Source organism: uncultured Lacinutrix sp., assembly GCF_947500605.1.
Lineage (GTDB): Bacteria > Bacteroidota > Bacteroidia > Flavobacteriales > Flavobacteriaceae > Lacinutrix.
Window position 1 is genome coordinate 12,260 of sequence record NZ_CANMSJ010000014.1, and the last position, 24,145, is coordinate 36,404.

26 protein-coding genes are annotated in these 24,145 nt (G+C 30.7%); 11 read left to right on the plus strand and 15 right to left on the minus strand.

Annotation, left to right across the window (positions count from 1 at the left end; translation table 11 throughout):
- Positions 1-41: 41 nt before the first annotated feature.
- Genes Q0935_RS15215 through Q0935_RS15230 form a run of 4 tightly spaced genes read right to left on the minus strand, consistent with a single transcriptional unit; the run spans position 42 to position 3,527 of the window.
- A complete protein-coding gene (locus Q0935_RS15215) occupies positions 42-1,055 on the minus strand; it encodes a COX15/CtaA family protein (protein ID WP_299251245.1) in 1,014 nt (337 codons plus the stop codon).
- Position 1,056: 1 nt separating this feature from the next.
- Positions 1,057-1,512 carry a GNAT family N-acetyltransferase gene (locus Q0935_RS15220; RefSeq protein WP_299388101.1) on the minus strand — a complete coding sequence of 152 codons (456 nt, stop codon included), beginning with the start codon at positions 1,510-1,512 and terminating at the stop codon, positions 1,057-1,059.
- Between the two features lie 2 nt (positions 1,513-1,514).
- The gene (locus Q0935_RS15225; protein WP_299388104.1) at positions 1,515-2,933 is read right to left on the minus strand and encodes an HD domain-containing protein; all 1,419 of its coding nucleotides are present in this window, start codon (positions 2,931-2,933) and stop codon (positions 1,515-1,517) included.
- 18 nt (positions 2,934-2,951) lie between these two features.
- Complete coding sequence (locus tag Q0935_RS15230) at positions 2,952-3,527, minus strand: L-threonylcarbamoyladenylate synthase (protein WP_299251248.1); 576 nt, start codon at positions 3,525-3,527, stop codon at positions 2,952-2,954.
- A gap of 134 nt (positions 3,528-3,661) precedes the next feature.
- Between Q0935_RS15230 and Q0935_RS15235 the strand changes: the two genes are divergently transcribed.
- From Q0935_RS15235 to Q0935_RS15255, 5 genes are all read left to right on the plus strand, one after another.
- Complete coding sequence (locus Q0935_RS15235) at positions 3,662-4,744, plus strand: DegT/DnrJ/EryC1/StrS aminotransferase family protein (RefSeq protein ID WP_299251249.1); 1,083 nt, start codon at positions 3,662-3,664, stop codon at positions 4,742-4,744.
- A 1-nt stretch (position 4,745) separates the two neighbouring features.
- Positions 4,746-5,675 carry a hypothetical protein gene (locus tag Q0935_RS15240; RefSeq protein ID WP_299388107.1) on the plus strand — a complete coding sequence of 310 codons (930 nt, stop codon included), beginning with the start codon at positions 4,746-4,748 and terminating at the stop codon, positions 5,673-5,675.
- Positions 5,676-5,680: 5 nt separating this feature from the next.
- The gene (locus Q0935_RS15245; protein ID WP_055435550.1) at positions 5,681-6,229 is read left to right on the plus strand and encodes a DapH/DapD/GlmU-related protein; all 549 of its coding nucleotides are present in this window, start codon (positions 5,681-5,683) and stop codon (positions 6,227-6,229) included.
- 75 nt (positions 6,230-6,304) lie between these two features.
- Positions 6,305-6,946 (plus strand): NeuD/PglB/VioB family sugar acetyltransferase, encoded by a 642-nt coding sequence (locus tag Q0935_RS15250; protein WP_299251251.1) that lies wholly within the window; start codon positions 6,305-6,307, stop codon positions 6,944-6,946.
- Complete coding sequence (locus Q0935_RS15255) at positions 6,947-7,864, plus strand: glycosyltransferase (protein WP_299251252.1); 918 nt, start codon at positions 6,947-6,949, stop codon at positions 7,862-7,864. It begins immediately after the preceding gene.
- Here the strand turns inward: Q0935_RS15255 and Q0935_RS15260 are convergent.
- Together Q0935_RS15260 and Q0935_RS15265 are read right to left on the minus strand one after the other, a co-directional pair.
- Complete coding sequence (locus Q0935_RS15260) at positions 7,856-8,851, minus strand: glycosyltransferase family 2 protein (protein WP_299251253.1); 996 nt, start codon at positions 8,849-8,851, stop codon at positions 7,856-7,858. The two genes, Q0935_RS15255 and Q0935_RS15260, sit on opposite strands and share 9 nt — an antisense overlap.
- A 2-nt stretch (positions 8,852-8,853) precedes the next feature.
- Complete coding sequence (locus Q0935_RS15265; RefSeq protein WP_299388112.1) at positions 8,854-9,702, minus strand: hypothetical protein; 849 nt, start codon at positions 9,700-9,702, stop codon at positions 8,854-8,856.
- Positions 9,703-9,773: 71 nt separating this feature from the next.
- Here Q0935_RS15265 and Q0935_RS15270 point away from each other — a divergent pair, with 71 nt between their 5' ends.
- Positions 9,774-10,550: a DUF5672 family protein gene (locus Q0935_RS15270; RefSeq protein ID WP_299251255.1), complete on the plus strand. Its 777-nt coding sequence runs from the start codon at positions 9,774-9,776 to the stop codon at positions 10,548-10,550.
- 60 nt (positions 10,551-10,610) lie between these two features.
- Positions 10,611-11,375 (plus strand): lipopolysaccharide kinase InaA family protein, encoded by a 765-nt coding sequence (locus Q0935_RS15275; protein ID WP_299388115.1) that lies wholly within the window; start codon positions 10,611-10,613, stop codon positions 11,373-11,375.
- On the opposite strand, the gene Q0935_RS15280 is transcribed toward Q0935_RS15275, so the two are convergent.
- The 3 genes from Q0935_RS15280 to Q0935_RS15290 all read right to left on the minus strand — a co-directional run bounded on the left by Q0935_RS15280 (position 11,372) and on the right by Q0935_RS15290 (position 14,103).
- Positions 11,372-12,127, minus strand: coding sequence for a glycosyltransferase family 2 protein (locus Q0935_RS15280; RefSeq protein WP_299251257.1), 756 nt, complete (start codon positions 12,125-12,127; stop codon positions 11,372-11,374). The two genes, Q0935_RS15275 and Q0935_RS15280, sit on opposite strands and share 4 nt — an antisense overlap.
- On the minus strand, positions 12,128-13,192 hold the full coding sequence (locus Q0935_RS15285; protein WP_299388121.1) for a glycosyltransferase family 9 protein: 1,065 nt from the start codon (positions 13,190-13,192) through the stop codon (positions 12,128-12,130). It abuts the gene before it with no gap.
- Positions 13,193-13,287: 95 nt separating this feature from the next.
- The gene (locus Q0935_RS15290; protein ID WP_299251259.1) at positions 13,288-14,103 is read right to left on the minus strand and encodes a 2,3,4,5-tetrahydropyridine-2,6-dicarboxylate N-succinyltransferase; all 816 of its coding nucleotides are present in this window, start codon (positions 14,101-14,103) and stop codon (positions 13,288-13,290) included.
- Between the two features lie 216 nt (positions 14,104-14,319).
- Here Q0935_RS15290 and ruvX point away from each other — a divergent pair, with 216 nt between their 5' ends.
- From ruvX to mazG, 4 genes are all read left to right on the plus strand, one after another.
- The gene (gene ruvX / locus Q0935_RS15295; protein ID WP_299251260.1) at positions 14,320-14,730 is read left to right on the plus strand and encodes a Holliday junction resolvase RuvX; all 411 of its coding nucleotides are present in this window, start codon (positions 14,320-14,322) and stop codon (positions 14,728-14,730) included.
- Between the two features lie 4 nt (positions 14,731-14,734).
- Complete coding sequence (gene def / locus Q0935_RS15300) at positions 14,735-15,325, plus strand: peptide deformylase (protein ID WP_299251261.1); 591 nt, start codon at positions 14,735-14,737, stop codon at positions 15,323-15,325.
- Positions 15,326-15,382: 57 nt separating this feature from the next.
- Positions 15,383-15,799, plus strand: coding sequence for a DUF5606 domain-containing protein (locus Q0935_RS15305; RefSeq protein ID WP_299251262.1), 417 nt, complete (start codon positions 15,383-15,385; stop codon positions 15,797-15,799).
- Positions 15,800-15,886: 87 nt separating this feature from the next.
- Entirely contained in the window at positions 15,887-16,660 is a 774-nt protein-coding gene (mazG, locus tag Q0935_RS15310) for a nucleoside triphosphate pyrophosphohydrolase (protein WP_299388125.1), read from the plus strand.
- Positions 16,661-17,109: 449 nt separating this feature from the next.
- Here mazG and Q0935_RS15315 read toward each other — a convergent pair whose 3' ends face one another.
- From Q0935_RS15315 to Q0935_RS15340, 6 genes are all read right to left on the minus strand, one after another.
- Complete coding sequence (locus Q0935_RS15315) at positions 17,110-17,673, minus strand: hypothetical protein (RefSeq protein ID WP_299388128.1); 564 nt, start codon at positions 17,671-17,673, stop codon at positions 17,110-17,112.
- On the minus strand, positions 17,674-19,689 hold the full coding sequence (locus tag Q0935_RS15320; protein ID WP_299251266.1) for a DUF349 domain-containing protein: 2,016 nt from the start codon (positions 19,687-19,689) through the stop codon (positions 17,674-17,676).
- A 102-nt stretch (positions 19,690-19,791) separates the two neighbouring features.
- A complete protein-coding gene (locus tag Q0935_RS15325; protein WP_299388198.1) occupies positions 19,792-20,529 on the minus strand; it encodes a shikimate dehydrogenase in 738 nt (245 codons plus the stop codon).
- A complete protein-coding gene (locus Q0935_RS15330; RefSeq protein ID WP_299388131.1) occupies positions 20,522-21,541 on the minus strand; it encodes a DUF368 domain-containing protein in 1,020 nt (339 codons plus the stop codon). The genes Q0935_RS15325 and Q0935_RS15330 overlap by 8 nt, the downstream gene beginning before the upstream one ends.
- Positions 21,541-22,548 carry a DUF368 domain-containing protein gene (locus Q0935_RS15335; protein WP_299388134.1) on the minus strand — a complete coding sequence of 336 codons (1,008 nt, stop codon included), beginning with the start codon at positions 22,546-22,548 and terminating at the stop codon, positions 21,541-21,543. The genes Q0935_RS15330 and Q0935_RS15335 overlap by 1 nt, the downstream gene beginning before the upstream one ends.
- 54 nt (positions 22,549-22,602) lie before the next feature.
- A complete protein-coding gene (locus Q0935_RS15340; RefSeq protein WP_299388138.1) occupies positions 22,603-23,994 on the minus strand; it encodes a tetratricopeptide repeat protein in 1,392 nt (463 codons plus the stop codon).
- Between the last annotated feature and the right edge of the window lie 151 nt (positions 23,995-24,145).

Sequence of the window (24,145 nt, forward strand, 5' to 3'; positions counted from 1 at the left end):
GATTATATAAAATAGGTTTGCAAAGGTATGCGTTTTTATACTTACTTGCTAAATCTGTGTAAAGTAAATGTCATGGCGCTTAATAAGAAAAAAGCACCAATTTGGTGTGCTACACCTAACCATAAAGGGACTTGGTATATAATAGTTAAAACACCTAATAAAAATTGAAAACCAACTAGTATTAGTAATGCGTTAACTCCTTTTATTTGGTGATTTGTACGTGTTAATTTTTTAGATTGAACCCAAATAATTAGTATTATAATTACTACAAGGTAGGCAAATGTTCTGTGTACAAACTGAATACCACTTGGGTTTTCTATAAGGTTTTTATAAAAAGGACTAAGTACATAAACAGTTTCGTGCATAAATTTACTTTCGTTCATTAAAGGCCAATGGTTATGTAATAATCCCGCTTTTAAACCTGCAACAAAAGCACCATAAATAATTTGAAAAACTAATATAATATAACCAACAATTATAAGGTTTCTAAACTTTTTGTCGATAGCCTTTCTTTCTGGGAATATTAAATCTAGCGCAACCCATAGTGTTGCAGCAAACGTTAAGAATGCCGTTGTTAGGTGTGCTGCTAATCTAAAATGACTTACATCTGGTTTGTCTACCAATCCGCTTTTTACCATATACCAGCCTAAAAAGCCTTGAAAACCGCCAAGAAAAAGAAGGACGATACATTTTTTAATTGTCTTTCTTGTGAGTTGTTTAGTCGCTAAAAAGTATAAAAATGGAATGATAAAAACCATACCAATTAATCTACCAATAACTCTGTGTAGCCACTCCCAAAAATAGATACTTTTAAAATCTTCTATAGTAAAATGGGCATGCAATTTTTGAAACTCAGGATATTGTTGATACAATGCAAAAGCTTCTTGCCATTCTACTTCTCCAATAGGAGGAATGGTGCCTGTTATTAATTTGTAATTAGAAATAGATAAACCAGAATCTGTGAGTCTAGTAATACCTCCAACAATTACCATGATAAAGATTAAAATACAGCCAGTAAAAAGCCAGTAAATTACTTTTTTGTTATCCTTTTTCATATTAATCTAATATTTTTTTAAAGCACAAACTATTTTCCATGTCTTTGTATTGTCCGTAATTAGGAATAATACTGTACTCACAATTTTTATAAAATGAAACAGCTTCAACTTGTCGAGTTCCTGTTTCTAAAACTAAAGCTGAAAAACCACTTTCTTTAGCCCAAAGCTCTAATGTTTTTAGAATGTTGCGAGCAATACCTTGTCCTCTATAATTATGAACTGTAAACATGCGTTTAATTTCGGCAGTGTTATTATCGTTAAAAGCTTTAAAAGCACCACATCCAACAGGGATATTATCCTTGTAAGCAATAACAACATGTTTTAAAACGTCTATATTATTAAACTGATTATAAAAATCATGCTCATCACCATCAGTAATTTTTAAGTAACTGTCGAGTGCTTTTACTAGAGCAATAAAATCTGGATTTTCAGAATCTGTTTTTATAATATTCAGCATAATTAATCTGAAATTTTTAAACCTAAAGCTTTTCCTTTTTCTAACATTAAATTAAAAGCGGCTTCGTGTTCGTTTGGTATGTCTCCTTCTAAAATAGCTTCTTTTATAGCTTCTTTAATAAGGCCTATTTCTCTTGAAGGTTTTATGTTAAAAGTTTCCATAATTTCTTCACCAGAAACTGGTGGTTGAAAATTACGAACGCTATCTTTCTCTTCAACTTCAACTATTTTCTCTCTAACAATTTTAAAATTGTTATGATACTTGTTAAATTTCTTTGGGTTTTTTGTAGTAATATCAGCCTCGCAAAGCGTCATTAAGTCTTCTACATAATCACCAGCATCGAACACTAAACGTCTCACGGCAGAATCTGTTACAATATCTTGAGCTAAGACAATTGGTCGCGAGCTCATAAATACTAATTTTTGTACAAATTTCATTTTTTCATTAAGCGGCATTTTTAAACGCTTAAATAAATGATACACCATTTTAGAGCCTTCAAATTCATGAGCATGAAATGTCCAACCTACTTTTTTGCTAAATCTTTTTGTTGGTGCTTTTCCAATATCATGGAGTAGTGCAGCCCAACGTAACCAAACATCGTTTGTGTGTTTTGCAATATTATCTACAACTTCTAAAGTGTGGTAAAAGTTGTCTTTATGTTTTTGTCCTTCAACTTCATCAATGCCTTTTAAGGCTGTTAATTCTGGAAGAATATATTTTAATAATCCTGTTTCTTCTAAAAGTAAAAAGCCAATAGAAGGTGTTTTGCTTTCTAAAATTTTATTAAGCTCTACAACAATACGTTCGTTAGTAATTATCTTAATACGTTCGTTATTTCTTGTAATAGCATCAAGCGATTCTTTTTCAATTGTGAATCCTAATTGTGTTGCAAACCTTATAGCTCTCATCATACGAAGCGGATCGTCGCTATACGTAATATCTGGATCTAAAGGCGTACGAATTATTTTGTACTCTAAATCTTGAACACCATTAAACGGATCTAACAAATCACCAAAATTTGCTTCAGATAAATCGAGAGCTAATGCATTAATGCTAAAATCGCGACGGTTTTGGTCGTCTTGTAATGTGCCGTTTTCTACTACAGGATTTCTGCTGTTCTCGTTATAAGATTCTTTTCGTGCTCCAACAAATTCGACTTCTATATCGTTAAGTTTTAGCATTGCAGTTCCGTACGTTTTAAAAACTTGAACTTTTGGTTTGTTGGGAAGGTTTTTAGCTACTTGTTTTGCTAAAGCAATTCCGCTTCCAATGGCAACTACATCTATATCTTTTGCATCACCACGTTTTAATAAATAATCGCGAACAAAACCTCCAATAACATAACTGTCCAAGTTTAATTCGGCAGCAGATTTGGAAATTGTTTTAAAAATAGTGTGGTTTAGTGCTTCTTTGTAATTCATTTTATTTTTACTAACTAGCTATTCACGAATAATTTTTACACCACCACTATTACTTAATTTTATAATAGTTGAAGGGTTTCCTCCATTCTTTTGTCTATGCAAATTTACCACATAATCTACACCTTTTAAAATCACTTCATCTATTTCTTTAAAGGATTTAGGTGTCGGTTTTCCTGCAAGATTTGCAGATGTAGAAACTATTGGTCTCCCTAAATATCTAATCATTCTTTTGCAAAAATCGTGATCTACAATTCTTATTGCTAAAGTGTTATCATCTGCTACTAAATTTTCAGCAATTCCAGCTGGAGCATCGTAAATAACTGTGGTAGGTTTATCTGCAATATCTAAAATAGTATATGCCATTTTAGGTACATTATCAACATGTCTTTCTAACATGCTGTAGTTATTCACTAAACAAATTAGTGCCTTATTATCTGCTCTTTGTTTTAGTTTATATATTTTCTGTACCGCTTCAGCGTTTGTCGCATCGCAACCAATTCCCCAAACAGTATCTGTTGGATATAAAATTAGTCCACCGCGTTTTAAAACTTCTAAAGCTTTTTCTATTTCTTCTTTCATTATTTCTTGAGACATATTGGCCTTAATTTTGGAGTATGCAAAGATAATAAATATATGAGCGTTTATGTTTTGAATACTAATGATTTCGCCATATAATAAAAAAAATTATGTAGTTTTGTTTATACTATTTTATGGATCGATAAATATAAATGGAGAACGAAAGAATTAATGTTACCAAAACTTTTTTGCCTAAGCAAAGCGAGTATCAAAAAATACTTAGTAGGTCTTGGGATAAAAGTTGGATAACCAATAGAGGCGAATTGGTTTTAGAATTAGAAAATAAAATTAAAAGCCAATATAACATCACTAATATTCTTGCTACCACAAATGGAACGTTGCCATTACAAATAGCTATTAAATGTTTAGGTTTAAAAGGAGATATTATTACAACTCCTTTTAGTTATGTTGCAACCACCTCTAGTATTATTTGGGAAGGTTGCACTCCTGTATTTGTAGATATAGATATCGATACGTTTAATATAGATCCCTTAAAAATAGAAAGTGCAATAACTCCAGATACCTCTGCAATACTAGCTACACATGTTTTTGGGAATCCTTGCGATATCGATGCTATAGAAAAAATAGCAAAAAAGCATAATTTAAAAGTTATTTACGATGCTGCACATTGCTTTGGTGTAAGCTATAAAGGGCAATCTATTTTCGAGTACGGCGATGTAAGTACGTGTAGTTTTCATGCTACTAAAATATTTCATACTGGTGAAGGCGGTGCTTTATTTGCAAAAAATAAAGCCTTGTTTGATAAGTTATACTATCATCATAATTTTGGACATAAAGGAGCTACAGATTTTCATGGATTGGGTGTAAATGCTAAAATTAGTGAGCTGCAAGCAGCAATGGGATTAGCTGTTTTTCCTTATATAGATTCTATTTTCGAAAGAAGAGAGACGCTTTATAAATTATACAAAAAAGAATTAAAAGGAAAAGTTAAGTTTCAAAAAATAGAAAGTAATTGCGACTATAACTATTCTTATATACCAGTAGTTTTAAAGTCTGAAGAGCAATTACTTCAGGTTATAAAAGAGCTGAATAATAACAATATATTTCCAAGACGTTACTTTAATCCTTCATTAAATACAATCGATTACGTTAATGGCGATGTTATGCCAATTTCCGAAGATATTTCTAATAGAATAATGTGTTTGCCACTTTATTATGATTTAAAAGAATCTCAGGTAAAGTCTATTGTTTTTAAAATGCTAAACGTACTATAAAATGAAATTAGATCAAATTATAAGTTTTTTAGAAACGAATAGTATTCCATTTCAAGTAAATTCTACAAATACTATTACATCTTACAAGCCAGCAAGCTTAAAGAATGTAATAGAAAACGGAATATATTTTATTATGGGAGATATTAATATTTCTAATATTAATAACAGTATAATCTTTACTTCGGAAGCAAAAAACGAATCTATAAACGCTACCAACATTAGTATTTCGGTAACTAATCCGCAATTAACACATTATAAGTTGTGTGGAGTATTTGCAGAAAAGAGAAAAACTAATATTCATGAAACAGCAATTATTGATAAAGATGCTGTAATAGGAAATAATGTATATATAGGTCCTTATTGTGTTTTAGAAAAATGTGTTATTGGAGATAATGTGGTTTTAAATAGTCATGTTGTAATTTATAACAATACAGAAATAAACGATAAAGTGTTTATAGATAGCAATAGTTGTATTGGTGCAAGTGGTTTGGCTTGGATTTGGGATGAAGATGGAAATAGAATTATGCAACCACAATTAGGAGGCGTAATTGTAGAAGCAGATTGCCATATTGCAACAGATGTTACTATTGTAAAAGGTTCTTTGTCTGAAAACACATGCATAGGTAAAGGCACTGTTATTGCCCATGGTACTAAAATAGGACATGGTGCACAAGTTGGTACAAATGTGCATATGGCGAATAATGTTAGTTTGGCAGGTAATGCAGAAATTGGTGATAGAACTTTTTTGGGAAGTGCGTCTATAATATCATCAAACATTAAAATCCCTCATAATACTATCGTTGGCGCAGGAGCCATGGTAAACAAAAACTTTGATGAAGAATTTTGTACTTTAGCGGGCATACCAGCTAAAGTTCTTAAAAGAGAAAATTATAAAAATAAACCTAAAGGAGCTCCAAAGCCTTTTAATTAAATAATATGAATACAAGTTATATATCTAAAAGTAGTAAAATAGGAAAGAATGTTCAAATAGGATTCTTTTGTGTTATTGAAGACAACGTAGAAATTGGAGATAATACAATTATCGAAAACTATGCAATGGTTTTAAATAATTCTAAAATAGGATCTAATACTAAAATAGGTACCTATACAAAAGTAGGTAAGAATGCTGTAGTTGGTGATAATTGTAGTTTTACATCTTATTGCGAAATTAGAGATAATTGTAAATTAGGAAACAATGTTTCTATGGGAAGCCGTTGTACATTATCTGCAAATACAATTGTAGAAGATGATGTTATTATGAAATACGGTTTTGTAGTAACAGATACTCCAAACCTTAACCAAAACGAGACTAAGAAAACTGGTGTATTAAAACGCAATAGTAAATTTGGAGCAAATGTAGTTATTATGCCAGCTGTTACTATTGGTGCTAATGTAGAAATTGGAGCTTGTTCTCAGGTTAGACATGATGTGCCAGATGATGAAATATGGTACGGAAGTCCTGCTAAATTTTACAGAAAAGTATAGTCTTAAAATGTACTAATAATGACATTAAATTAAACATTTTCTTTTTTAATCTTTATTAAGCAAAATACATTTCTAATGGATGATAAAGAGATTTATTTAATAGGAGTAGGGAACTATACAGAAGTTATTATAGAGTTAGCCATAGATTGTGGTTACACTATAAAAGGTTTGTATCATTATAATAATGATAGAACAGGAGAACTGGTTATGGACATAACTATTATTGGTAGTATTGAAGATTTATATAAATCGAATTTAAAAGGAAAGCAATTTGCTGTTACAATAGGTGAAAACCAATTACGAAATAAAGTTGCCACAAAAATAAGAAACCTAAAAGGTGATACCCCAAACTTAATCCATCCCTCTGCCGTTATTAGTAAATCGGCAACCTTAGGTCTAGGCTGTTTTATTCATTTTAATGCAGTAGTTTGGACTAAAGCAAGTTTGGGTAACGATTGTTTGATAAGTCCAAATACTATGGTTGCGCATCATGCAACAATGAGTGATGCTTGCTCTGTAGCTTCATTCTCTGTAGTGGGAGCTTACTGTACAATAGGAAAGCGCGTACTTTTTGGAGTTAATTCTATCGTTTTGCCTAAAGCATTAACCATTGGCGATGATTGTATTGTTGGCGCTAAAGCAAATGTTACAAAATCGTTTCCAGCTAATTGTTTGCTTGTAGGAAATCCAGCAATAAAAATTAAAGATTTAAATTAAATGACGCCATTACTAAGTATTTGTTGCACAACATATAATCAGGAAAAATATATTGCACAAACTATAGATGGATTTCTAAATCAAAAAACCGATTTCCCTATAGAAATAATAATTCATGACGATGCTTCTACAGATGGCACTCAAAAAATTATTAAAGCTTACGCTGAAAAGGATGCAAGAATAAAATTAATTCTCCAAAAGAAAAATCAGTACTCTCAAAATATAAAGCCTTTACCTAATTTTTGTTTCCCAAAAGCTGAAGGTAAATATATTGCTTTGTGCGAAGGTGACGATTATTGGATAGACGATTTAAAACTACAAAAACAAGTGCGTTTTCTGGAAGCTAATCCAGACTATGTAGTGTCTTGGACTAATTATAAAATTCTAAAAAATAACGAAATTATTGAAAATGATTTTAGTTATGATGAAGCTGAGGTAACCATAGATTACAACAATTTATTTACGCCATATTCTACTTACACTTTAACAACGGTATTTAAAAAAGAAGCATTAGATATAGAGTTGTATAAAACATTAAAACATTCAAAAGACAACTCGTTATATATTATGTTTTTGCAAAAAGGAAAAGGGATTTTTCTTAATTTTTATGGAGCAGTATATAGAATACATGATGGAGGTGTGTATTCTTTAAAATCAGATTTCTTTAAACATTATTCTTCATATTTAAATATAAATGAGATTACCAAAGTAATTCCAGAATCTCAAACTAAAAATATTAAAAAAGTTCTTAAATCGTTAGCTAATGGCGCTGCATTTTCAGCTTTAAAAGCAACATATACTGGAGAAAAACTAACCGAAGTTCAGGCGCAGTTTATGGAAAATCATTTTAAAAATGTGCCATTTAAAACAAAGTTTAAATACTATAAAAGAATTTTTAAATACAAGTTTTTAAAATAAACATTTAAAAAAGAGAACAATAGCATCAAGAGTTGGGATTTTATAAAAATAACCCGAATCGTTTTTAATAAATTTATAGTAAGCCCTACTGTTTTCTTTACAGTTTCTAATAGTTCTTATCATTACCTTATCTATATGGGCAATAAATAACTCTTGATTGTAAACTTTTTTATCAGCGTTTAAAGCTATAATTTTTTTGGAGGCTTCAACAGTTTTGATTATTTCATCCTTAGTTAATCCTCTAGTTAAATTAACAGCTTTTAAATAAGAATCAATATTTGCATCGTTATAAGAAATTCCCAAATTAAGGAGTTGTTTTTTCTTAATAATAACCTCAGATTTTTTTAAATTCTCAGCCTTTGTTTGGCTAATATTATTAGGGTGCCATCTGTACTTTAATAATGATTCTGGAATATTATAAAACTTAGTTTCAGCTATTAACTGACTCCAAAGCCCGTAATCTTCTGCAGGGACATATTCGTTTTCGAAACGTAATTCGCCTAAATGAGATTTTTTAAACATTACTGTAGGATTACCAATACAGCAGTTGTTTAACATTTGTATTTTCATCTTGTCATGAGTTTCTTCATGCTTAACGGTTTTGTTCTCTTTGTCTCCAAAAAAGGTAAACCATGTACCACAAACACCATAATCTGGATTACTTTTTAAAAAGCTTAATTGTTTTTCAAAACGTTTAGGTAATGCAATATCATCAGCATCAAGCAAAGCAATATATTCTGTTTCTGCAAGTGTTATACCTTCGTTTCTTAAATTTGCCGGACCAGCATTTTTAGACTTGGTAATTACTGTTATTCTAGAATCTCTTTTTTTATAATCTTCAAGAATAGAAGCGGTTTCATCTTGAGAATTATCATTTAAAATTAATAACCTAAAATTGGAAAAAGTTTGATTTAAAACACTGTCAATTGACTCTGCTATAAATTTTTCGCCATTGTAAACTGGCATAATTACTGTAAGTTCAGTCATAATTATTTAAATAAAAATTTTAATTGCTGAGCAATGTTTTTTCCGAAAATAAAAGATTTAGAGACTTCTTTGTCTTTAAAGTTTTTTATAATTTCATTAAAGTTCTTGCCTTCAATGTATTCAAGAGTTGGCCATTCTTTTTTATCAAAAGGATGAAAATCTTTATGGTCTTTGTAATTGTCTTTGTTTATAGATTTCCAAAATTCAAAAAAGGAATCGACATCAAAATCGATGTTATGTCCCCAATTATCTAATTTAAATTTTAGTTCTTTTTCGTCTCTACTCCAAGATTGGTGTATAGAGATAAATGGAACGTACCATTTTTCTTGATCCTTGTTTTTTCTAGCTCTAGTAAAGTTAGCTTTTGTTGTACCTAAATAATAATTAGTGTACGTTGGGCAGTATAAAATACCATCGTCAAGAACTTTGTAAACATCAACCATGAAAGAACAAATTTGAACAGGTTTTCTTCCTGTTAATTTCTTTTCATTTTTTCTTAAATAGGCTGTAAATCCTTCAAAATCTACAAAATATTCATCGGCATCTATTTGAATACAAATACCATCTCCCATTTTATCAGCAAGCATATTTCGCTCTCTGGTGTCATTCTCCATAGCATTAAGAGAAGCATCATAAAAATCGTCTTCGTAAATGGTAATCTTATTGTCGGTATCAAACTCTTTAACCCATTCAAAAAAGCTTGGATCTACTGTAAACGTGTTTCCAGACCAAGTTTGTCTATTAATATCTAGCGCCAAAGTAATAGCATTTGTATGCTTGTAAACTAAGGGAATAGAGATTTTTAAAAGTTCATAATCGTATGCTACTAAGAAACCAACGTTTATTTTCATAATTTTTATTAAAGTACGAATATAAATAATTTTAGAATTTGTAAGTTGCAAAAAGTCAATTAATACCTTTTATGCAAACTAAATTAGTAACCGTAGTCATTCCTATTTATAAAACGAATTTAAAGGATTGGGAGCAAATGTCGTTAAACCAATGTTTTAAGGTTTTAGGAGCATTTGATATTGTCTTTGCGCATCCAGAAAATTTAGACGTATCGTCCTTAAATACAGATAACAAAGCGAGAACAGAAGCTTTTCCAGATCATTATTTTAAAACTGTTTTTGGTTATAATAGTTTAATGTTATCTCAAGAGTTTTACCAACGTTTTTTAGATTTTAAATACATGTTAGTCTATCAATTAGACGCTTTTGTTTTTAAAAATGAATTGTTAGAATGGTGCGAAAAAGGATACGATTATATTGGTGCACCTTGGATAGCATCGCCAAATACGCCATTAAAGAAAGTATTAAGCCTATTCGATTCTAAAAAGAAAAAAGAACGTGCTAAAATATTTTTTAAAGTTGGTAATGGTGGATTTTCATTAAGAAACGTTACTAAAAGCTATGAAATAGCTAAAGCATTAAAAGCAGAAATTGAAGTTAATTTAAAACGCGAACAAAACGATTTTTATATAATGGAAGATGTTTTTTGGTCTATAACCGTACCAAAACATTATCCAGATTTTAAAATTCCTGAGTATAAAGAAGCCTTAGATTTTGCTATGGATAGAAAACCGGATTTAGCTTTAAAATTAAATAATAATAAATTACCGTTTGGATGTCATGGTTTCGATAAGCCGAAGGTTGAAGCCTTTTGGAAAGATATCTTAGCTTCAAATTATGTAGGTTAGAAATTTGCAATATATTTGTTTAAGTTCCAAAAATTAAAGACTTCTATATTTGTTTAGCACATGCGTAAAGTAATAAATTCAACATATACAAAACATACTAAAACTCTAGACGACCTTATATTAAATTATGAGACTAGAGGAGAGGCTTTTGGTAATCAAGATAGAAATAGTCTGCGTCTTTTTAAATTAGAAGACAAAACATTAAATGTAAAGTCTTTTAAAAAACCAAATGTTGTAAATAAAGTAGTCTATAAATTTTTTAGAAAAAGTAAAGCGCAGCGTTCTTTTGAGTATGCTAATAAGCTAAAAGAATTATCTGTAGGTACACCAGAACCAGTAGCTTTTTACGAAATTAATTCAGGGATATTATTCGGTAAAAGCTATTATATAAGCGAACAATTAAACGACGATATTACCTATAGAGAATTAACATCAGATTTTAATATTCCTAATTATGAAGAGATCTTAAGAGCCTTTACAAGGTTTACATTCGATTTACACGAAAAAGGAATTAATTTCTTAGATCATTCTCCTGGAAACACATTAATTAAATATAATAACGGTGATTATAAATTTTATTTGGTGGATTTAAACCGAATGAATTTTGAAAATATGACCTTCGAAAAGCGTATTAAAAACTTCGCAAAGCTTACAATTCATAAGAGTATGATTGAAATAATGAGTGATGAGTATGCTAAATTAATTAATGAGGATTACGAAAAAGTATTCAATTTAATGTGGCATGAAACACAAGGGTTTCAAGAGTCTTTTCATAGACGTAGAAGAATAAAGCAAAAAATTAAGTTCTGGAAAAAATACGATTAAGTTCTGTTTTTTCTAAGCAACCACAATTTTACATAGCGCATAAATACAACATAACCTTGCACGTAGCCAATGGTTAAGCCCACAACACCATCGCGAAAACCACTTTGTATAAAGTAGTGTTTTACAAAACCCCAAAAAGGTTTTATAACAAAATGATAAGGAGTTAAACTTCCTGTTTTTTTGTCGTAATCTTTAGCTTGTAATGTAGCATAGTTATCCATTTTTTGCATGTACTGGTTAAAGCTACGGTAAGAATAATGTAAGAATTTTTGTTTTAGTTGTCCAACACTTCCATTAACAATAAGTGCTTCGTGTACATGGCGATTATCGTATTTACAAACGTCTCTTTTAAAAAGTCTAATAACACTATCGTTTCTCCAACCGCTATAATTAACGCGCTCTCCCATAAAATGGTTTATGCGTTTTATATTAAAAGCATCGTGTTCAATTTTATCTTGATTTAAAATAGAAAGCACCTCGGTTTTTAATTCTGGAGTAACACGCTCGTCTGCATCAACTAATAAAATCCACTCGTGTTTGGCTTGAGTAATAGCATGGTTTTTTTGAGTGCCATAAAAATCAAACTTACGTTGTATAACCTTTGTTGCTAAAGCGCTTGCTTTTTCAAACGTACCATCATCACTAAAACTATCAATAACCAAAATCTCGTCCGCGAAATCTACCGATGCTATAACTGCTTCAATATTATCAATTTCATTTTTAGTTGGTATTATAGCTGTTAGCTTCTGCATTTAATGGTTTGTAGTTTGTTGTAAAAATAGATTTAATTTGTCATCAAAAAAGTCTGGAGAAAATTGTTGGTAAAGCTCTAAAGCTTCTTTTTTCATTTCCTTTTCTGTAGTATTGCTATAAATTCCTGGCTTATAATCTTTTAAATGCACAGAGACGTTTTGTTTATCGTCTTCAAAAAGACTCCAATCATCTTTACTAATCCAAGGCGAAAAGATTGCAAATGTTTTTATATCTAGCGCTTTTGCCATATTTACAGCACCACCCTCGTTACCAATTAAAGCATCACAATGTTTGGTAATCGCTAAAAATTCACGAAGGTTTTTTCCAAAGACATTAAAGAAAATAAGTTTTTGCGTTTCAGGTTTGCATAAATCATAAATAGCCTGAGCTTGTGCTTTCTGGTTAGGAATATAATTAAAGAGTAACTGACCTCCAGTTTGTTTGGCAATACGATCTATAACCTTTGCCATAAAAGTAAAAGGATAGGTTTTGTTAGTGCCACTTCCTAAAACACTAATCATGTAAAGCGGCTTACTAAAATCTATATCATGGTCTTTTAAAAACTGTTTACTATTGGCAACCTCTTCAGGAGTTAAATATATTTTAGGTTTCGCTTGGGTAGTTTCAATACCTAACGGATTTAATAATTGTAAACGGTTTACAATAGCTAAACCAGACTTAGATTCTGTTTTGTTAAGCCTTTTAATATTGAAATTGTATACAAACGTAGTATAATGCTTGTAGTAAGAAATCTTTGTTTTTGCACCAGAAAAAAGAGTGATAATATTGCTGGAAATTTTAGAATAAACATCTATTATAACATCATATTTTTTCTGCTTTAAAGCTTTAGCAAATTTTAAAAGTGCAAGTTTACTGTTTTCTTCAGCTTTAGTAAACAAAACAAAATTATCAATGTTTTTATTATTTTCAACAACAGCTAATGTATGAGAATTGATAAGGTAATCTAACTGAGCCTCTGGATATTTTGCACGTAAAGCTTCAAATAATATGCTTGTGGTAAGCACATCACCAATCATTTTTTGTTGAATAACTAATATTTTCATCTTTTTTAAGGCCTTAACATTCAGTAGTTAGTTTGCAGTCTTTAGTCAAATGTATTTACTATTAACTAAAGACCACCTACTAATTTACTTACTAATTAAACAGCAACGTTATATTCACGAAGTGCATCGTTTAAAGAAGTTTTCTTGTTAGTACTCTCTTTACGCTTTCCAATAATTAAAGCACAAGGTACTTGAAACTCTCCTGCAGGAAACTTTTTAGTATAACTTCCCGGAATTACTACAGAACGCGCAGGTACAACACCTTTAGTTTCTACAGGCTCATCACCAGTAACATCTATAATTTTAGTACTCATTGTTAAAACAACATTAGCACCCAAAACAGCTTCTTTTTCTACTTTTACACCTTCTACAACAATACAACGCGATCCAATAAAAGCACCATCTTCAATAATAACTGGAGCAGCTTGTAATGGCTCTAAAACACCACCAATACCAACACCACCAGATAAGTGTACATTTTTACCAATTTGTGCACAAGAGCCAACAGTAGCCCAAGTATCTACCATAGTACCTTCGTCTACATAAGCGCCAATATTTACATAACTAGGCATTAAAATGGTGCCAGCAGAAATATAAGCACCATGTCTTGCAACCGCATTTGGTACCACACGAATTCCTTTTTCTTTGTAACCCTTTTTTAATGGAATTTTATCATGATATTCAAAAATACCAACCTCTAAAGTTTCCATTTTCTGAATAGGGAAATACAACACTACAGCTTTCTTAACCCACTCGTTTACCTGCCAACCATCCGTAGTCGGTTCTGCAACGCGTAAAGTACCTTCATCAAGTAAACCCACTACTTTTCTAATAGCAGCCTGTGTAGCATCTTCAGTTAATAAATCTCGGTTATCCCAAGCAGATTCTATAATTTGTTGTAAATCTTTCATCAAAAAATGTTTTGTTTCCGTAAAAACGGTAATTCATATTAAATTTAATTCTTTGGGCGTGCCCTAAAGGTCAGGCTTTCCGCTATATCTTTTTTGCTTTTAATGGCAAAAAAGGATGCCGCTTCAATCCTTCACGCAAATATAACCTCTATTTATAATTTGGCATAATATTTATGTATGTAGTATAGAATAACTAAATTTGCATAAAAATTAACAATGGCTCAAATTCTAGCAATAGATTATGGTAAAGTAAGAACAGGATTAGCAGTTACAGACGATATGCAAATTATTGCCTCTGGACTAACTACAGTGCCTACAGGAGAGTTGTTAGATTTTATAAAAAAATATACTAAAAAAGAAAACGTAGAGTTGTTTTTAGTGGGCGAGCCCAAACAAATGAACAACGAAGCCAGCGAAAGCGAAGTTTTAATAGCTCCTTTTATAAGTAAGCTAAGAACTTTTTTTCCAGATATCCCAGTTAAACGTGTAGACGAACGTTTCACTTCTAAAATGGCAGTACAAACCATGATTGATAGCGGATTAAAGAAAAAACAAAGACAAAACAAAGCATTGGTCGATGAGATTAGTGCAACAATAATATTACAAAGTTACCTTTACAATAAATAATAATATGGTATTACCAATAGTCGCTTATGGCGATCCAGTTTTAAAAGTAAAAGCGAAAGAAATCGCAAAAGATTATCCTAATTTAAAGGAGTTAATAGCAAATATGCATGAAACAATGCATGGTGCTTTTGGTGTTGGTTTAGCAGCACCACAAATAGGTTTACCTATACGTATGTTTTTGGTAGATGCCTCTCCTTTTGCAGATGATGATATTCTTGACGATCAAGAGCGTGCTTTCTTAGAAACGTTTAAACACACCTTTATAAATCCTGTTATTCTTGAGGAATCGGGAGACGAGTGGGCTTTTAACGAAGGCTGTTTAAGTATTCCAGATGTTCGCGAAGATGTGTTTAGAAAACCAAACATTAAAGTAGAGTTTTTAGACGAAGATTTTAAAAAACACACTATGGAATTAGATGGTTTGGCTGCAAGAGTGTTCCAGCATGAGTACGACCATATCGAAGGTGTACTGTTTACAGATAAATTATCTAGCCTAAAAAAACGTTTAATAAAAGGAAAGTTACTTAACATTTCTAAAGGGAAAATTGCTGTAGATTACAGAATGAAATTCCCTAACATGAAAAAGAAGCGTTAAAAACTTGCAAAACAAAATCGAGTACAAGATATTTGCGCTCCTTAATAAAAAACAAATATGGCATTAGATAAAATATTAGCAATTTCAGGAAAACCAGGTTTATACGAATTAATCACTCAAACTAGAGGTGGTTTTATTGCAAAATCTTTATTAGATAATCGTAAAATTTCTGTTGGAATCCAACAAAACGTTAGTATACTAAGCGAAATAGCTATTTATACTTTAACAGAAGAAGTGCCATTACGCGAGGTTTTAGGTAAAATTAAAGCTAAAGAAAATGGAGAGCAAACTTCTGTAAGTCATAAAGAATCTAAAGATAAATTAGAAGAGTATTTCTTCGAGGTTTTACCAGATTACGATGAAGATAGAGTTTACGCAAGCGATATCAAAAAAGTAATACAATGGTATAACATGCTTCAAAAAAATGATTTATTAGATTTAGAAGCACCTAAAAAATCTGACGAAGAAGAATAGAAATTCTACTTCAATACTATAAATTAAAATCCAGCTTTCTAGTTGGATTTTTTTTGTTTTAAATATCTTTACAAAAACACTTTTTATATGAATTCTAGAGCCAATCAATTAAAAGCATTCGATCGTTTATTAACTATTATGGATGAGCTTCGTGAGCAATGTCCTTGGGATAAGAAACAAACCATGGAAACCTTACGTCATCTAACGATAGAGGAGACTTACGAGCTTGGTGATGCTATTTTAGATAATGATTTAGAGGAAGTTAAAAAAGAAGTTGGCGATTTACTATTGCACCTTGTATTCTATGCGAAAATTGGAAGTGAAACCAACAGTTTCGATATTGCAGATGTATGTAATTCTATTTGCGAAAAACTAATACATAGGCATCCACATATTTATGGAGATGTAAAAGTAGAGGATGAACAAGAGGTAAAACGTAATTGGGAAAAACTAAAACTAAAAGAAGGAAGAACAAGTGTTTTAGAAGGTGTACCTAAAATTTTACCAGCTTTGGTAAAAGCAAGCCGTATTCAAGAAAAAGTTTCAGGAGTTGGTTTCGATTGGGAAAAGCCAGAACAAGTTTGGGAAAAAGTAGAGGAGGAGCTTGAGGAGTTTAAAGTAGAGGTTGCTAAAAACGATACAGATGCTATGGAAAGCGAATTTGGAGATGTTTTATTCTCATTAGTTAATTATGCGCGTTATAAAAATATAAACCCTGAAAACGCTTTAGAAAGAACCAACAAAAAATTCACAAAACGATTTCAATACCTAGAATCTAAGGCAAAAATTCTAAACAAAGATTTAAAAGACATGACACTTGCTGAAATGGATGTTTTTTGGGAGGAAGCCAAAAAACTATAATTAGAAAAATCTATTTTCATGATTTTTCAAATACTCACTTTTGGGAGGAAGCCAAAAAACTGTAATTAAATATTTTTTTATTCAGGTAAATTTTATACCTGTTTTTCTTCTGTAATAGGCTTTTTGGACTTTTAAGATATTATTCTACCTCATAAAATAAAACTTTTTTCACTCTTCGTGATCCAAAAGAGAAATGTCTGCGTATATAATACAAATGGTCTATACCTTTCATAGGAAAATTGGTTAATAGCGTAAACTTTTTAATAGATCATTTTATAAAAAAAAATTATTTCTAGTAAGCGAAATAGAAATAATTGGTTAGTTTAGTTAGGAGCCAAAATCCTGTTTGATTTATAATCGAGCAGGATTTGGTTTTTAAAATAGTTTTGTAAAATAAAAAAAGTGCTCATTTGTAATGAGCACTTTTTTATGAATTTTTATGAATGAAATTAAAATCGATAACCAATACGTAAATGTAGATTTACACCAACATCTGCTTCATCTAAAAAAGTGTTTTCTTCTTCAAAATATTTAATGTAACCAATACCAATTGCGGTTTCGTAATTAAAGTGTTTACCAATATTTCTCCTAATTCCCCAAGTGGGTATTATTGTAAGATCACTAATGAAATTATAATTAGAGTTTATAGATGTAAGTAGTAAATCTGGATGGTAATTTGTTTTAATAGAAACAAAATTTCCACTATTACCATCTATTCGTTTAGACTTGCTAACTCTTTTGTTTAAATTATAATACCACCTTGGTTCTATAGTTATTGATGGCACTGCAAATGCACCAGAACCTTTAACGAGACTGCTACTATAAAAACCAATTTCTACTCCTATTTCTGAGCGTAAAGCAATAGAATTAGATAATCTAGCTTCATTATGTCCCCAAATACCTAATATTCCTATTTGCGCACCAAATACCGATTTTTCAACGCTTGCGTCTTGTGCTTTTACTGTTGATAAAGCAAAAAAGAATGCAAAAACGATTACAATTTTTTTAATCATTTATTCGGTTTCTGTTTCTTGTTCTGCAGCCTCAGTAGCGGCTTTTTCTTCAGCTTCAGCTTTCGCTTTAGCATTTTCCATAACCTTGATTTTTTTCAGCTTAGCTTTCCAAATTTTTAAAGATTCAGTATGCTTTTTAATATTATCGAAAACAGACTTTACAAGCGGATTTTTCTCGTCTGGGTGTTTGAAAAATAATAAATTGTTTTCCAATTGGTTTATTTCACCATTAATTTCGCTAATTTTCTGACGAATAAAGTTGTATTCATTTTCTAAAGCTCTTTGGTCTTTAGCAGAAGATAAATCTTGAAGTTTGTTTTCAAATTTCATCATTTCAACTTCATTTTTATTCATATCTAAAGCGCCAAATAAAGTGTCTAATGCTTTATTAAAATCACTTTCAATTTTCCTTTTATTTCCAGGAACGCGACCAATAGTTTTCCATTTTGCAATGTAATCTTTAATGATAGCTAAATCTGCTTTTTGCTCTCCAGACAATTTTGTTTCTGTAACGGTTTTTAAAAAAGCTTCTTTTTCAGTGTATGCTTTTTCTTCCTCAGCACTTGCTTCATTTTTTTTAGCATGAATACGATCGAAATAATGGTTACAAGCAGCTCTAAATTTCTTCCAAATTTTATCGCTATCCTTTCTTGGTACATGACCAATTTTTTTCCAATCGCCTTGTATTTTTTTCATTAACTGCGTTGTAGCCTCAAAATCGTCACTGTCTTTATTAGCTTCTGCAATTTTAATTAACTCTAGTTTTTTATCTAGGTTATCGTATTGGTCTTTCTTTAAACTCTTGTAATACGAGTTTTTTTTGTGGTTAAATTCGCGTACAGCAACTTTAAATTTAGTCCAAGTTGCCTCGTTAACTTTAAGTGGTACTTTACCAGCTTTAAAAAATTCTTCACGAAGCATTTCTACTTCTTTTATCTTTTTTTGCCAGTCTTTATGCGAGTTTCCTGGATCATTGGTTTTTTCTTCAATAATTGCAATAATACCATGTTTAAACTCTAAATTCTTCTCGTAAAGGCTATCTAAGTGGTTGTAATATTCTTGACGTTTGTCATTAATAATCTTTGTAGCTTCTTTAAAACGATCCCAGATTGGTTCTCTATGTTCTCTTGCAACAGGACCTAATTCTTCTTTCCACATTTTGTGTAAAGCTTGTAGTTCTCTAAATGCACGATTGTTATTTTCTTCTTTTGCTAATTCTTCGGCACGCTCAATAATTTTGGTTTTCTTTTCAAGATTATGTTCAAAATCTTTATCGCGTAAATCTCTATCTAAGTGTAATAAATCGTAAAAACGTTCTACATTAAAATGGTAGCTATTCCAAGCATTATTATACTTGTCTCTAGGTATAGAACCTGCAGCTTTCCATTGGTCTTGTAGTTCTTTAAATTGCTTATACTTTGTGTTCATAGTTTCGTCAAGGTCCGTAAGGGCCTTAATGTCTTCTATAATTTGAAGTCTCGTAGATAAATTATCTTTTAAGCCTTTTTCTAGACTTTTAAAGTGTGCTTTTATTTTCTGACGATACTCTTTGTAAACATCATTAAAACTACGTTTTACTGGTATAGTGTAATGAAAATCTATTTCGTTACCACCTTGATCTAAAAACTCTAACTTTTTCTCTTCTACAAGAGCATTGAACTTTTCGTTAAATTCGTTCTTTATGGCTTCTACATGCTTTTTTATAGCTTGTATTTTTTGGTTTTCAACCAGTTTTTCTAGCTCGATAACTAAAGCATCCAAAGACATTTCACTGTAGTCTTTATCTTCGATATTGTGACGGTCGCTTGTACCTTCATCTTCTGCATCTTCAGCATTAGAATCATCAATTTCGTTAATTACATCATCGTCAGTACTCTCTTTTTGAGTCTCTTGTGATTCTGTTGTTTCTTCAGCGACCTCTTCGGTTGTTGCTTCAACGTTCTCAATAGATGTGTTTTCTAGTGCTTTGTTTTCTTCGTTTCCGTCTGCTTTATGCAGGTTATCTTGCTCTGACATTTTATAAAATGTTATTTGTTAAATATAATTTTGACTTTAAAGATACTAAAACTTGAGTTTTAATATGGCTTTCAAGTTGTTTTTTGGTTAAAACGCTTTCTTTTATTTGTTCCAAATTTGCCAAGATTTCTCAGCTTGTAATTCTAACATCTTTTCTCCATTAATAATAGACGCTTTATTTTGCCTGCCTAATCGTAGAAATTTTGTTTCTGAAGGATTATAAATTAAATCGAATAAAATGTATTTTTCATTAAGTGCTTGATATGGAATGTTAGGACAAACATCAACATTCGGAAAAGTACCTAATGGTGTGCAGTTAATAATTATTTGATACGAATTAATAATGGTATCGGTAAGATCGTTATAAGTAAATTTGGCTCTTTCTGAAGCTGTTCTCGATACAAAACAATACTCAATATCAAGAGTCTTTAAAGCATATGCAATAGCTTTACTTGCGCCACCTGTACCTAAAATTAATGCTTTTTTATGATGTGCTTTTAGTAAAGGTTTTAACGATTTTTTAAAACCATAATAATCTGTGTTATAGCCAACGTAATTTCCTTTTTTTGTAATTTTTATAGTGTTTACCGCACCAATAGCTTTAGCTGTTTTATTCAGTTTGTCTATAAAAGGCATGATGCTTTCTTTATAGGGAATAGTAACGTTAAAGCCTTTTATGTCTTTTTCTTGTTTTAGTTTTTCTTGAAATAAAATAATGTTTTCTAAATCGAAATTCTCGTAGCTTGTATTCTCAATACTTTCTATTTCAAATTTATTTTTAAAATAATTTTTCGAAAATGAATATGAAATATCTTTTCCTATTAAACCAAATCTACGCATATGTGTGTCTTGTTTTTCTGCCATACCATTCTAAACCTAAAACAACTGCAACGCCAACAATAACATAAAATATGGCAATGTATGTTTCTGTATTAAGTTCTGGAATAAAACGGCTATAGTTTTCAATAATATGTTTTCCTCGAGTATCTAAAATTTCTGCACCATAACTGTCAGTTTTAAAAACAGTTTCTTTCCATGGCCAAACAACGCCTAGAGAACCTACAATAAAACCAATAATTGAAGCCGTTGTAACGCTTTTGTAATGTTTTAAAATATAACTGAGTATATGTGAGAATGTAACGAGGCCAACAATAGAACCTAAAGTAAAAACACTAAGAACCTTAAGCATTCGTAAACGTTCTATATTTGCCGTAAAGCTGAAATTTCCTATAATAATTTCGGAAAAAGTATCAAAAAGCGCATTTACAGAATCTACCAAAAGCAATACATAGTTTCCTAAAAGAATTAAGATGAAGGAACCCGAAAAACCAGGTAAAGTCATCCCAGAAACACTAATAATTCCACACATGAATACAAACCAAAGATTATCGTTTTCCATTGCTGGATCTAGAAAACTGATGCTAATACCTATAATTGTTCCAATAATTAGCGATAAATATGTAGTGATTTTCCAGTCTTTAAAATCTTTGCTAATGTAATAAATGGAGCCGATAATCATTCCGAAGAAAATACTCCAAACATAGAGTTCGTAATGTTTTATAAAGTAATCTAATATTTTAGAAACACTAAAATAACTCACTAACATTCCTAAGAATAAAAGGCTTAAAAATCTACCATTTATATAGTTAAAGAACACTTTAAATCTACCGCTAAACAACAGTTTAAAAGCAGTGATGTTTACACGTTTTAGTGAGTGAATAAACTCTTCGTAAAATCCTGCGACAAAAGCAACAACACCTCCAGACACACCAGGAACTTTATTGGCAGCTCCCATTCCTAGTCCTTTTAAGATTAAGAAAAGTTTATCTTTAAATGTTCGTGTGCTTTGCATTATCCTTTTTTTGAACCTACTTTTTCTAAAATAAAAATGGTTAAGAATCCAGCAATCATTAATCCTATAGACAATTGTAATTGCGGATTAATACCATTAATTTCTGAATATAAATTAGGTGAAATACTATCTTCTAATACTGTTTTATAACTTTCGAAATTATTAGTGTTTTTCTGAAAAACAGAAAGTGTACCAAGATCTGATATTGATTCGAATGGAACAATTGTTCCTGTTTGGTCATTCATAACAGATGTTGTTTTTTTCCAAGGCCACATTTTGTTTAGAGAGCCTAAAATAAAACCTGTTAATAAGGCTAAAGTTGTATTGTGGTAGTTTTTAAATAACCATTTTAATAAACGACTAAAACTTAGTAAACCAACAACAGCACCAACTGCAAAAATCGCTATTTTTTTTAAATCCCAATCGTGTACAGCATTACTTAATGCTTTATAGGCACCCAAAATAATTAAAATAAAAGATCCTGAAATTCCTGGTAAAATCATTGCACAAATAGCAATGGCTCCTGCAAAAAATAAAAACCAAGGATTATTGTTTACTGCAAGTGATGGTAAACTAGTAATATAAAATGCGAGTGCTGCACCTAAAATTAATGTTACAATAGTACCTATATTCCATTTGGTAATTTGTTTTCCTACAAAATAAATGCTGACTACAATAAGACCAAAAAAGAACGACCATATTAAAACAGGATGTTGCTCTATTAAATATTTTGCTAATCTCATAAAAGAGGCAAAACTTATTATAATTCCTGTAAGTAAAGCAAGTATAAAGTTTCCGTTGGCTTGAGTCCAAAAGGCTTTTAATCCGTCTTGTTTTAGCGTTTTAAAAAGTGCTAAATTAATATTACTAATAGAGGATATTAACTCTTCATAGATGCCCGAAATAAACGCAATTGTACCTCCAGAAACACCTGGAACTGCATCTGCAGCTCCCATTGCAACACCTTTAAGTGCGATTATAAAATAATCTTTAAAATTTCTTTGCATGTTTTAATTTTCTATCAAATCAAAGGTATGCAAATATTTAGGCTTTTGTAAATGCTATTGTTTCTTTTTTAATAAGTTTTTTACAAGTTTAGAGTTGTAAATTTCTGGAAATAACTCTTCTAGAATAATAATATGTTTAGCATCAAAACGCATAGCATTTCTAAAATGATAAGTTGCTTTTTCTGTTTCAAATAACTGAAAGTATAAACCTGTTAATCTAAATTCTATTTCAGCATTTTCTGGAAAAAAGTCCTGAGCTTGAATTAAATTTAATGCAGCTGCTTCTGCTTCTCCTAATTCTGCTAATAAATCACTTCTAACTAACCACGATTCTAATTCGTAATGTTCTAACTCTAATACTTCTTTGTAGCCACGTTCTGCTTCTTCAAGAAAATTTAACTTGTGGTTTATTTTGGCATAGTAATTCCAGTAAGTTACATTTTCACCATCAATATTTATAGCTTTATTTATGTAATGTAATGCTTTTTCGTAGTTTTCTTGTTTACAACAAAACTTGGTTATTGCAATCCAACCTTTATCTAAAAGAGGATCTTCATGTACTGTTTTGTAGTAGTAATGTAAAGCTAAATCATCGTTGCCTAATTTTTCATGACAACTAGCAATTCTAAGTAAAGCAAAAGATGTTGGATCTTCTAAAGAGAGTGTAATGCTGTAGTTCTCAATAGCTTCATTGTGTAAGTTGAGTTTTTCTAAAACTTTCCCTTTTTCTATATATGCTCCAACAAAAGTATCGTCCGAAATAATAGCAAAATCGTAAGCATTTAATGCTTTTTCGTATTCTTTAAGCTCATAATATTGACGACCAAGTTGGTGCCAAGCTACTTCGCAATATGGGTTTTTGTCTAAATAAGTATTTAGGTATTCTATGGCTTCGCTGTTTTTGTCTAAAAAATCGAAGCAATAAATAATATTATAAAGCGATGCGTAATCTTCTGGATTAGAATTTAAACACTTCATAAAACTATCTCTAGCCTTATCGAATTGGTCTAAAAATAAATATTCCATTCCTATAAGTGAGTATAAATCTGCTGTATCTTCGGCAAGACTTAATGCACGTTTTAAAACATCTATAGCTTCGTCGTGTTTGTTTTCTTTAGAGAAAATATTGGCTTTTTGAATATAAATTTCTTCGTTTGAAGGCTCAAGAATATAGAGCTCGTTTAAAAGTGAATTAGCTTTTCCTAATTCATTTTCAAAAACAAAAATTTCAACTTTAAAAAGTTTTAAACTTACAGAGCTAGGGTGCTGTTGTAAACCTAGTTTTATTGCTTTTTTTGCAAGAGCAACTTTACCTTGATTAAGGTAATGATGAATAATATTTTCGAACTCACTAGAGTCAAAAAACAAAACATTGTTTGTTTTAAGCATAGACTCAAATTTAGTAAGCGATACGTTATTATTTTCTTCTTCTTGACTAAAATCCATAGGCATTAATTTAACGCATTTAATAAAATAAAAGTAACGCTCAAAGCGCTATTTTTAATGGGTTGCAAACAAATGTTTTTAACAAAGTAATGAACAACCATTAGGTGTTGCGTGATTTTTATTGCTTTATCATTGATAATTAATAGGTTGC

Excerpts from the sequence above, each read along its gene's own strand:
- Q0935_RS15250 (WP_299251251.1), top strand. The coding sequence starts at position 6,305 with ATGGATGATAAAGAGATTTATTTAATAGGAGTAGGGAACTATACAGAA.
- Q0935_RS15255 (WP_299251252.1), top strand. The coding sequence starts at position 6,947 with ATGACGCCATTACTAAGTATTTGTTGCACAACATATAATCAGGAAAAA.
- Q0935_RS15335 (WP_299388134.1), bottom strand. The coding sequence starts at position 22,548 with ATGCAAAGAAATTTTAAAGATTATTTTATAATCGCACTTAAAGGTGTT.
- Q0935_RS15225 (WP_299388104.1), bottom strand. The coding sequence starts at position 2,933 with ATGAATTACAAAGAAGCACTAAACCACACTATTTTTAAAACAATTTCC.
- Q0935_RS15230 (WP_299251248.1), bottom strand. The coding sequence starts at position 3,527 with ATGTCTCAAGAAATAATGAAAGAAGAAATAGAAAAAGCTTTAGAAGTT.
- Q0935_RS15280 (WP_299251257.1), bottom strand. The coding sequence starts at position 12,127 with ATGCAGAAGCTAACAGCTATAATACCAACTAAAAATGAAATTGATAAT.
- Q0935_RS15330 (WP_299388131.1), bottom strand. The coding sequence starts at position 21,541 with ATGCAAAGCACACGAACATTTAAAGATAAACTTTTCTTAATCTTAAAA.
- Q0935_RS15305 (WP_299251262.1), top strand. The coding sequence starts at position 15,383 with ATGGCATTAGATAAAATATTAGCAATTTCAGGAAAACCAGGTTTATAC.
- Q0935_RS15240 (WP_299388107.1), top strand. The coding sequence starts at position 4,746 with ATGAAATTAGATCAAATTATAAGTTTTTTAGAAACGAATAGTATTCCA.
- Q0935_RS15220 (WP_299388101.1), bottom strand. The coding sequence starts at position 1,512 with ATGCTGAATATTATAAAAACAGATTCTGAAAATCCAGATTTTATTGCT.
- Q0935_RS15285 (WP_299388121.1), bottom strand. The coding sequence starts at position 13,192 with ATGAAAATATTAGTTATTCAACAAAAAATGATTGGTGATGTGCTTACC.
- Q0935_RS15265 (WP_299388112.1), bottom strand. The coding sequence starts at position 9,702 with ATGAAAATAAACGTTGGTTTCTTAGTAGCATACGATTATGAACTTTTA.
- Q0935_RS15340 (WP_299388138.1), bottom strand. The coding sequence starts at position 23,994 with ATGGATTTTAGTCAAGAAGAAGAAAATAATAACGTATCGCTTACTAAA.
- Q0935_RS15215 (WP_299251245.1), bottom strand. The coding sequence starts at position 1,055 with ATGAAAAAGGATAACAAAAAAGTAATTTACTGGCTTTTTACTGGCTGT.
- Q0935_RS15260 (WP_299251253.1), bottom strand. The coding sequence starts at position 8,851 with ATGACTGAACTTACAGTAATTATGCCAGTTTACAATGGCGAAAAATTT.
- Q0935_RS15270 (WP_299251255.1), top strand. The coding sequence starts at position 9,774 with ATGCAAACTAAATTAGTAACCGTAGTCATTCCTATTTATAAAACGAAT.
- Q0935_RS15325 (WP_299388198.1), bottom strand. The coding sequence starts at position 20,529 with ATGCGTAGATTTGGTTTAATAGGAAAAGATATTTCATATTCATTTTCG.
- Q0935_RS15290 (WP_299251259.1), bottom strand. The coding sequence starts at position 14,103 with ATGAAAGATTTACAACAAATTATAGAATCTGCTTGGGATAACCGAGAT.
- Q0935_RS15315 (WP_299388128.1), bottom strand. The coding sequence starts at position 17,673 with ATGATTAAAAAAATTGTAATCGTTTTTGCATTCTTTTTTGCTTTATCA.
- Q0935_RS15245 (WP_055435550.1), top strand. The coding sequence starts at position 5,681 with ATGAATACAAGTTATATATCTAAAAGTAGTAAAATAGGAAAGAATGTT.
- ruvX (WP_299251260.1), top strand. The coding sequence starts at position 14,320 with ATGGCTCAAATTCTAGCAATAGATTATGGTAAAGTAAGAACAGGATTA.
- Q0935_RS15320 (WP_299251266.1), bottom strand. The coding sequence starts at position 19,689 with ATGTCAGAGCAAGATAACCTGCATAAAGCAGACGGAAACGAAGAAAAC.
- Q0935_RS15235 (WP_299251249.1), top strand. The coding sequence starts at position 3,662 with ATGGAGAACGAAAGAATTAATGTTACCAAAACTTTTTTGCCTAAGCAA.
- mazG (WP_299388125.1), top strand. The coding sequence starts at position 15,887 with ATGAATTCTAGAGCCAATCAATTAAAAGCATTCGATCGTTTATTAACT.
- Q0935_RS15275 (WP_299388115.1), top strand. The coding sequence starts at position 10,611 with ATGCGTAAAGTAATAAATTCAACATATACAAAACATACTAAAACTCTA.
- def (WP_299251261.1), top strand. The coding sequence starts at position 14,735 with ATGGTATTACCAATAGTCGCTTATGGCGATCCAGTTTTAAAAGTAAAA.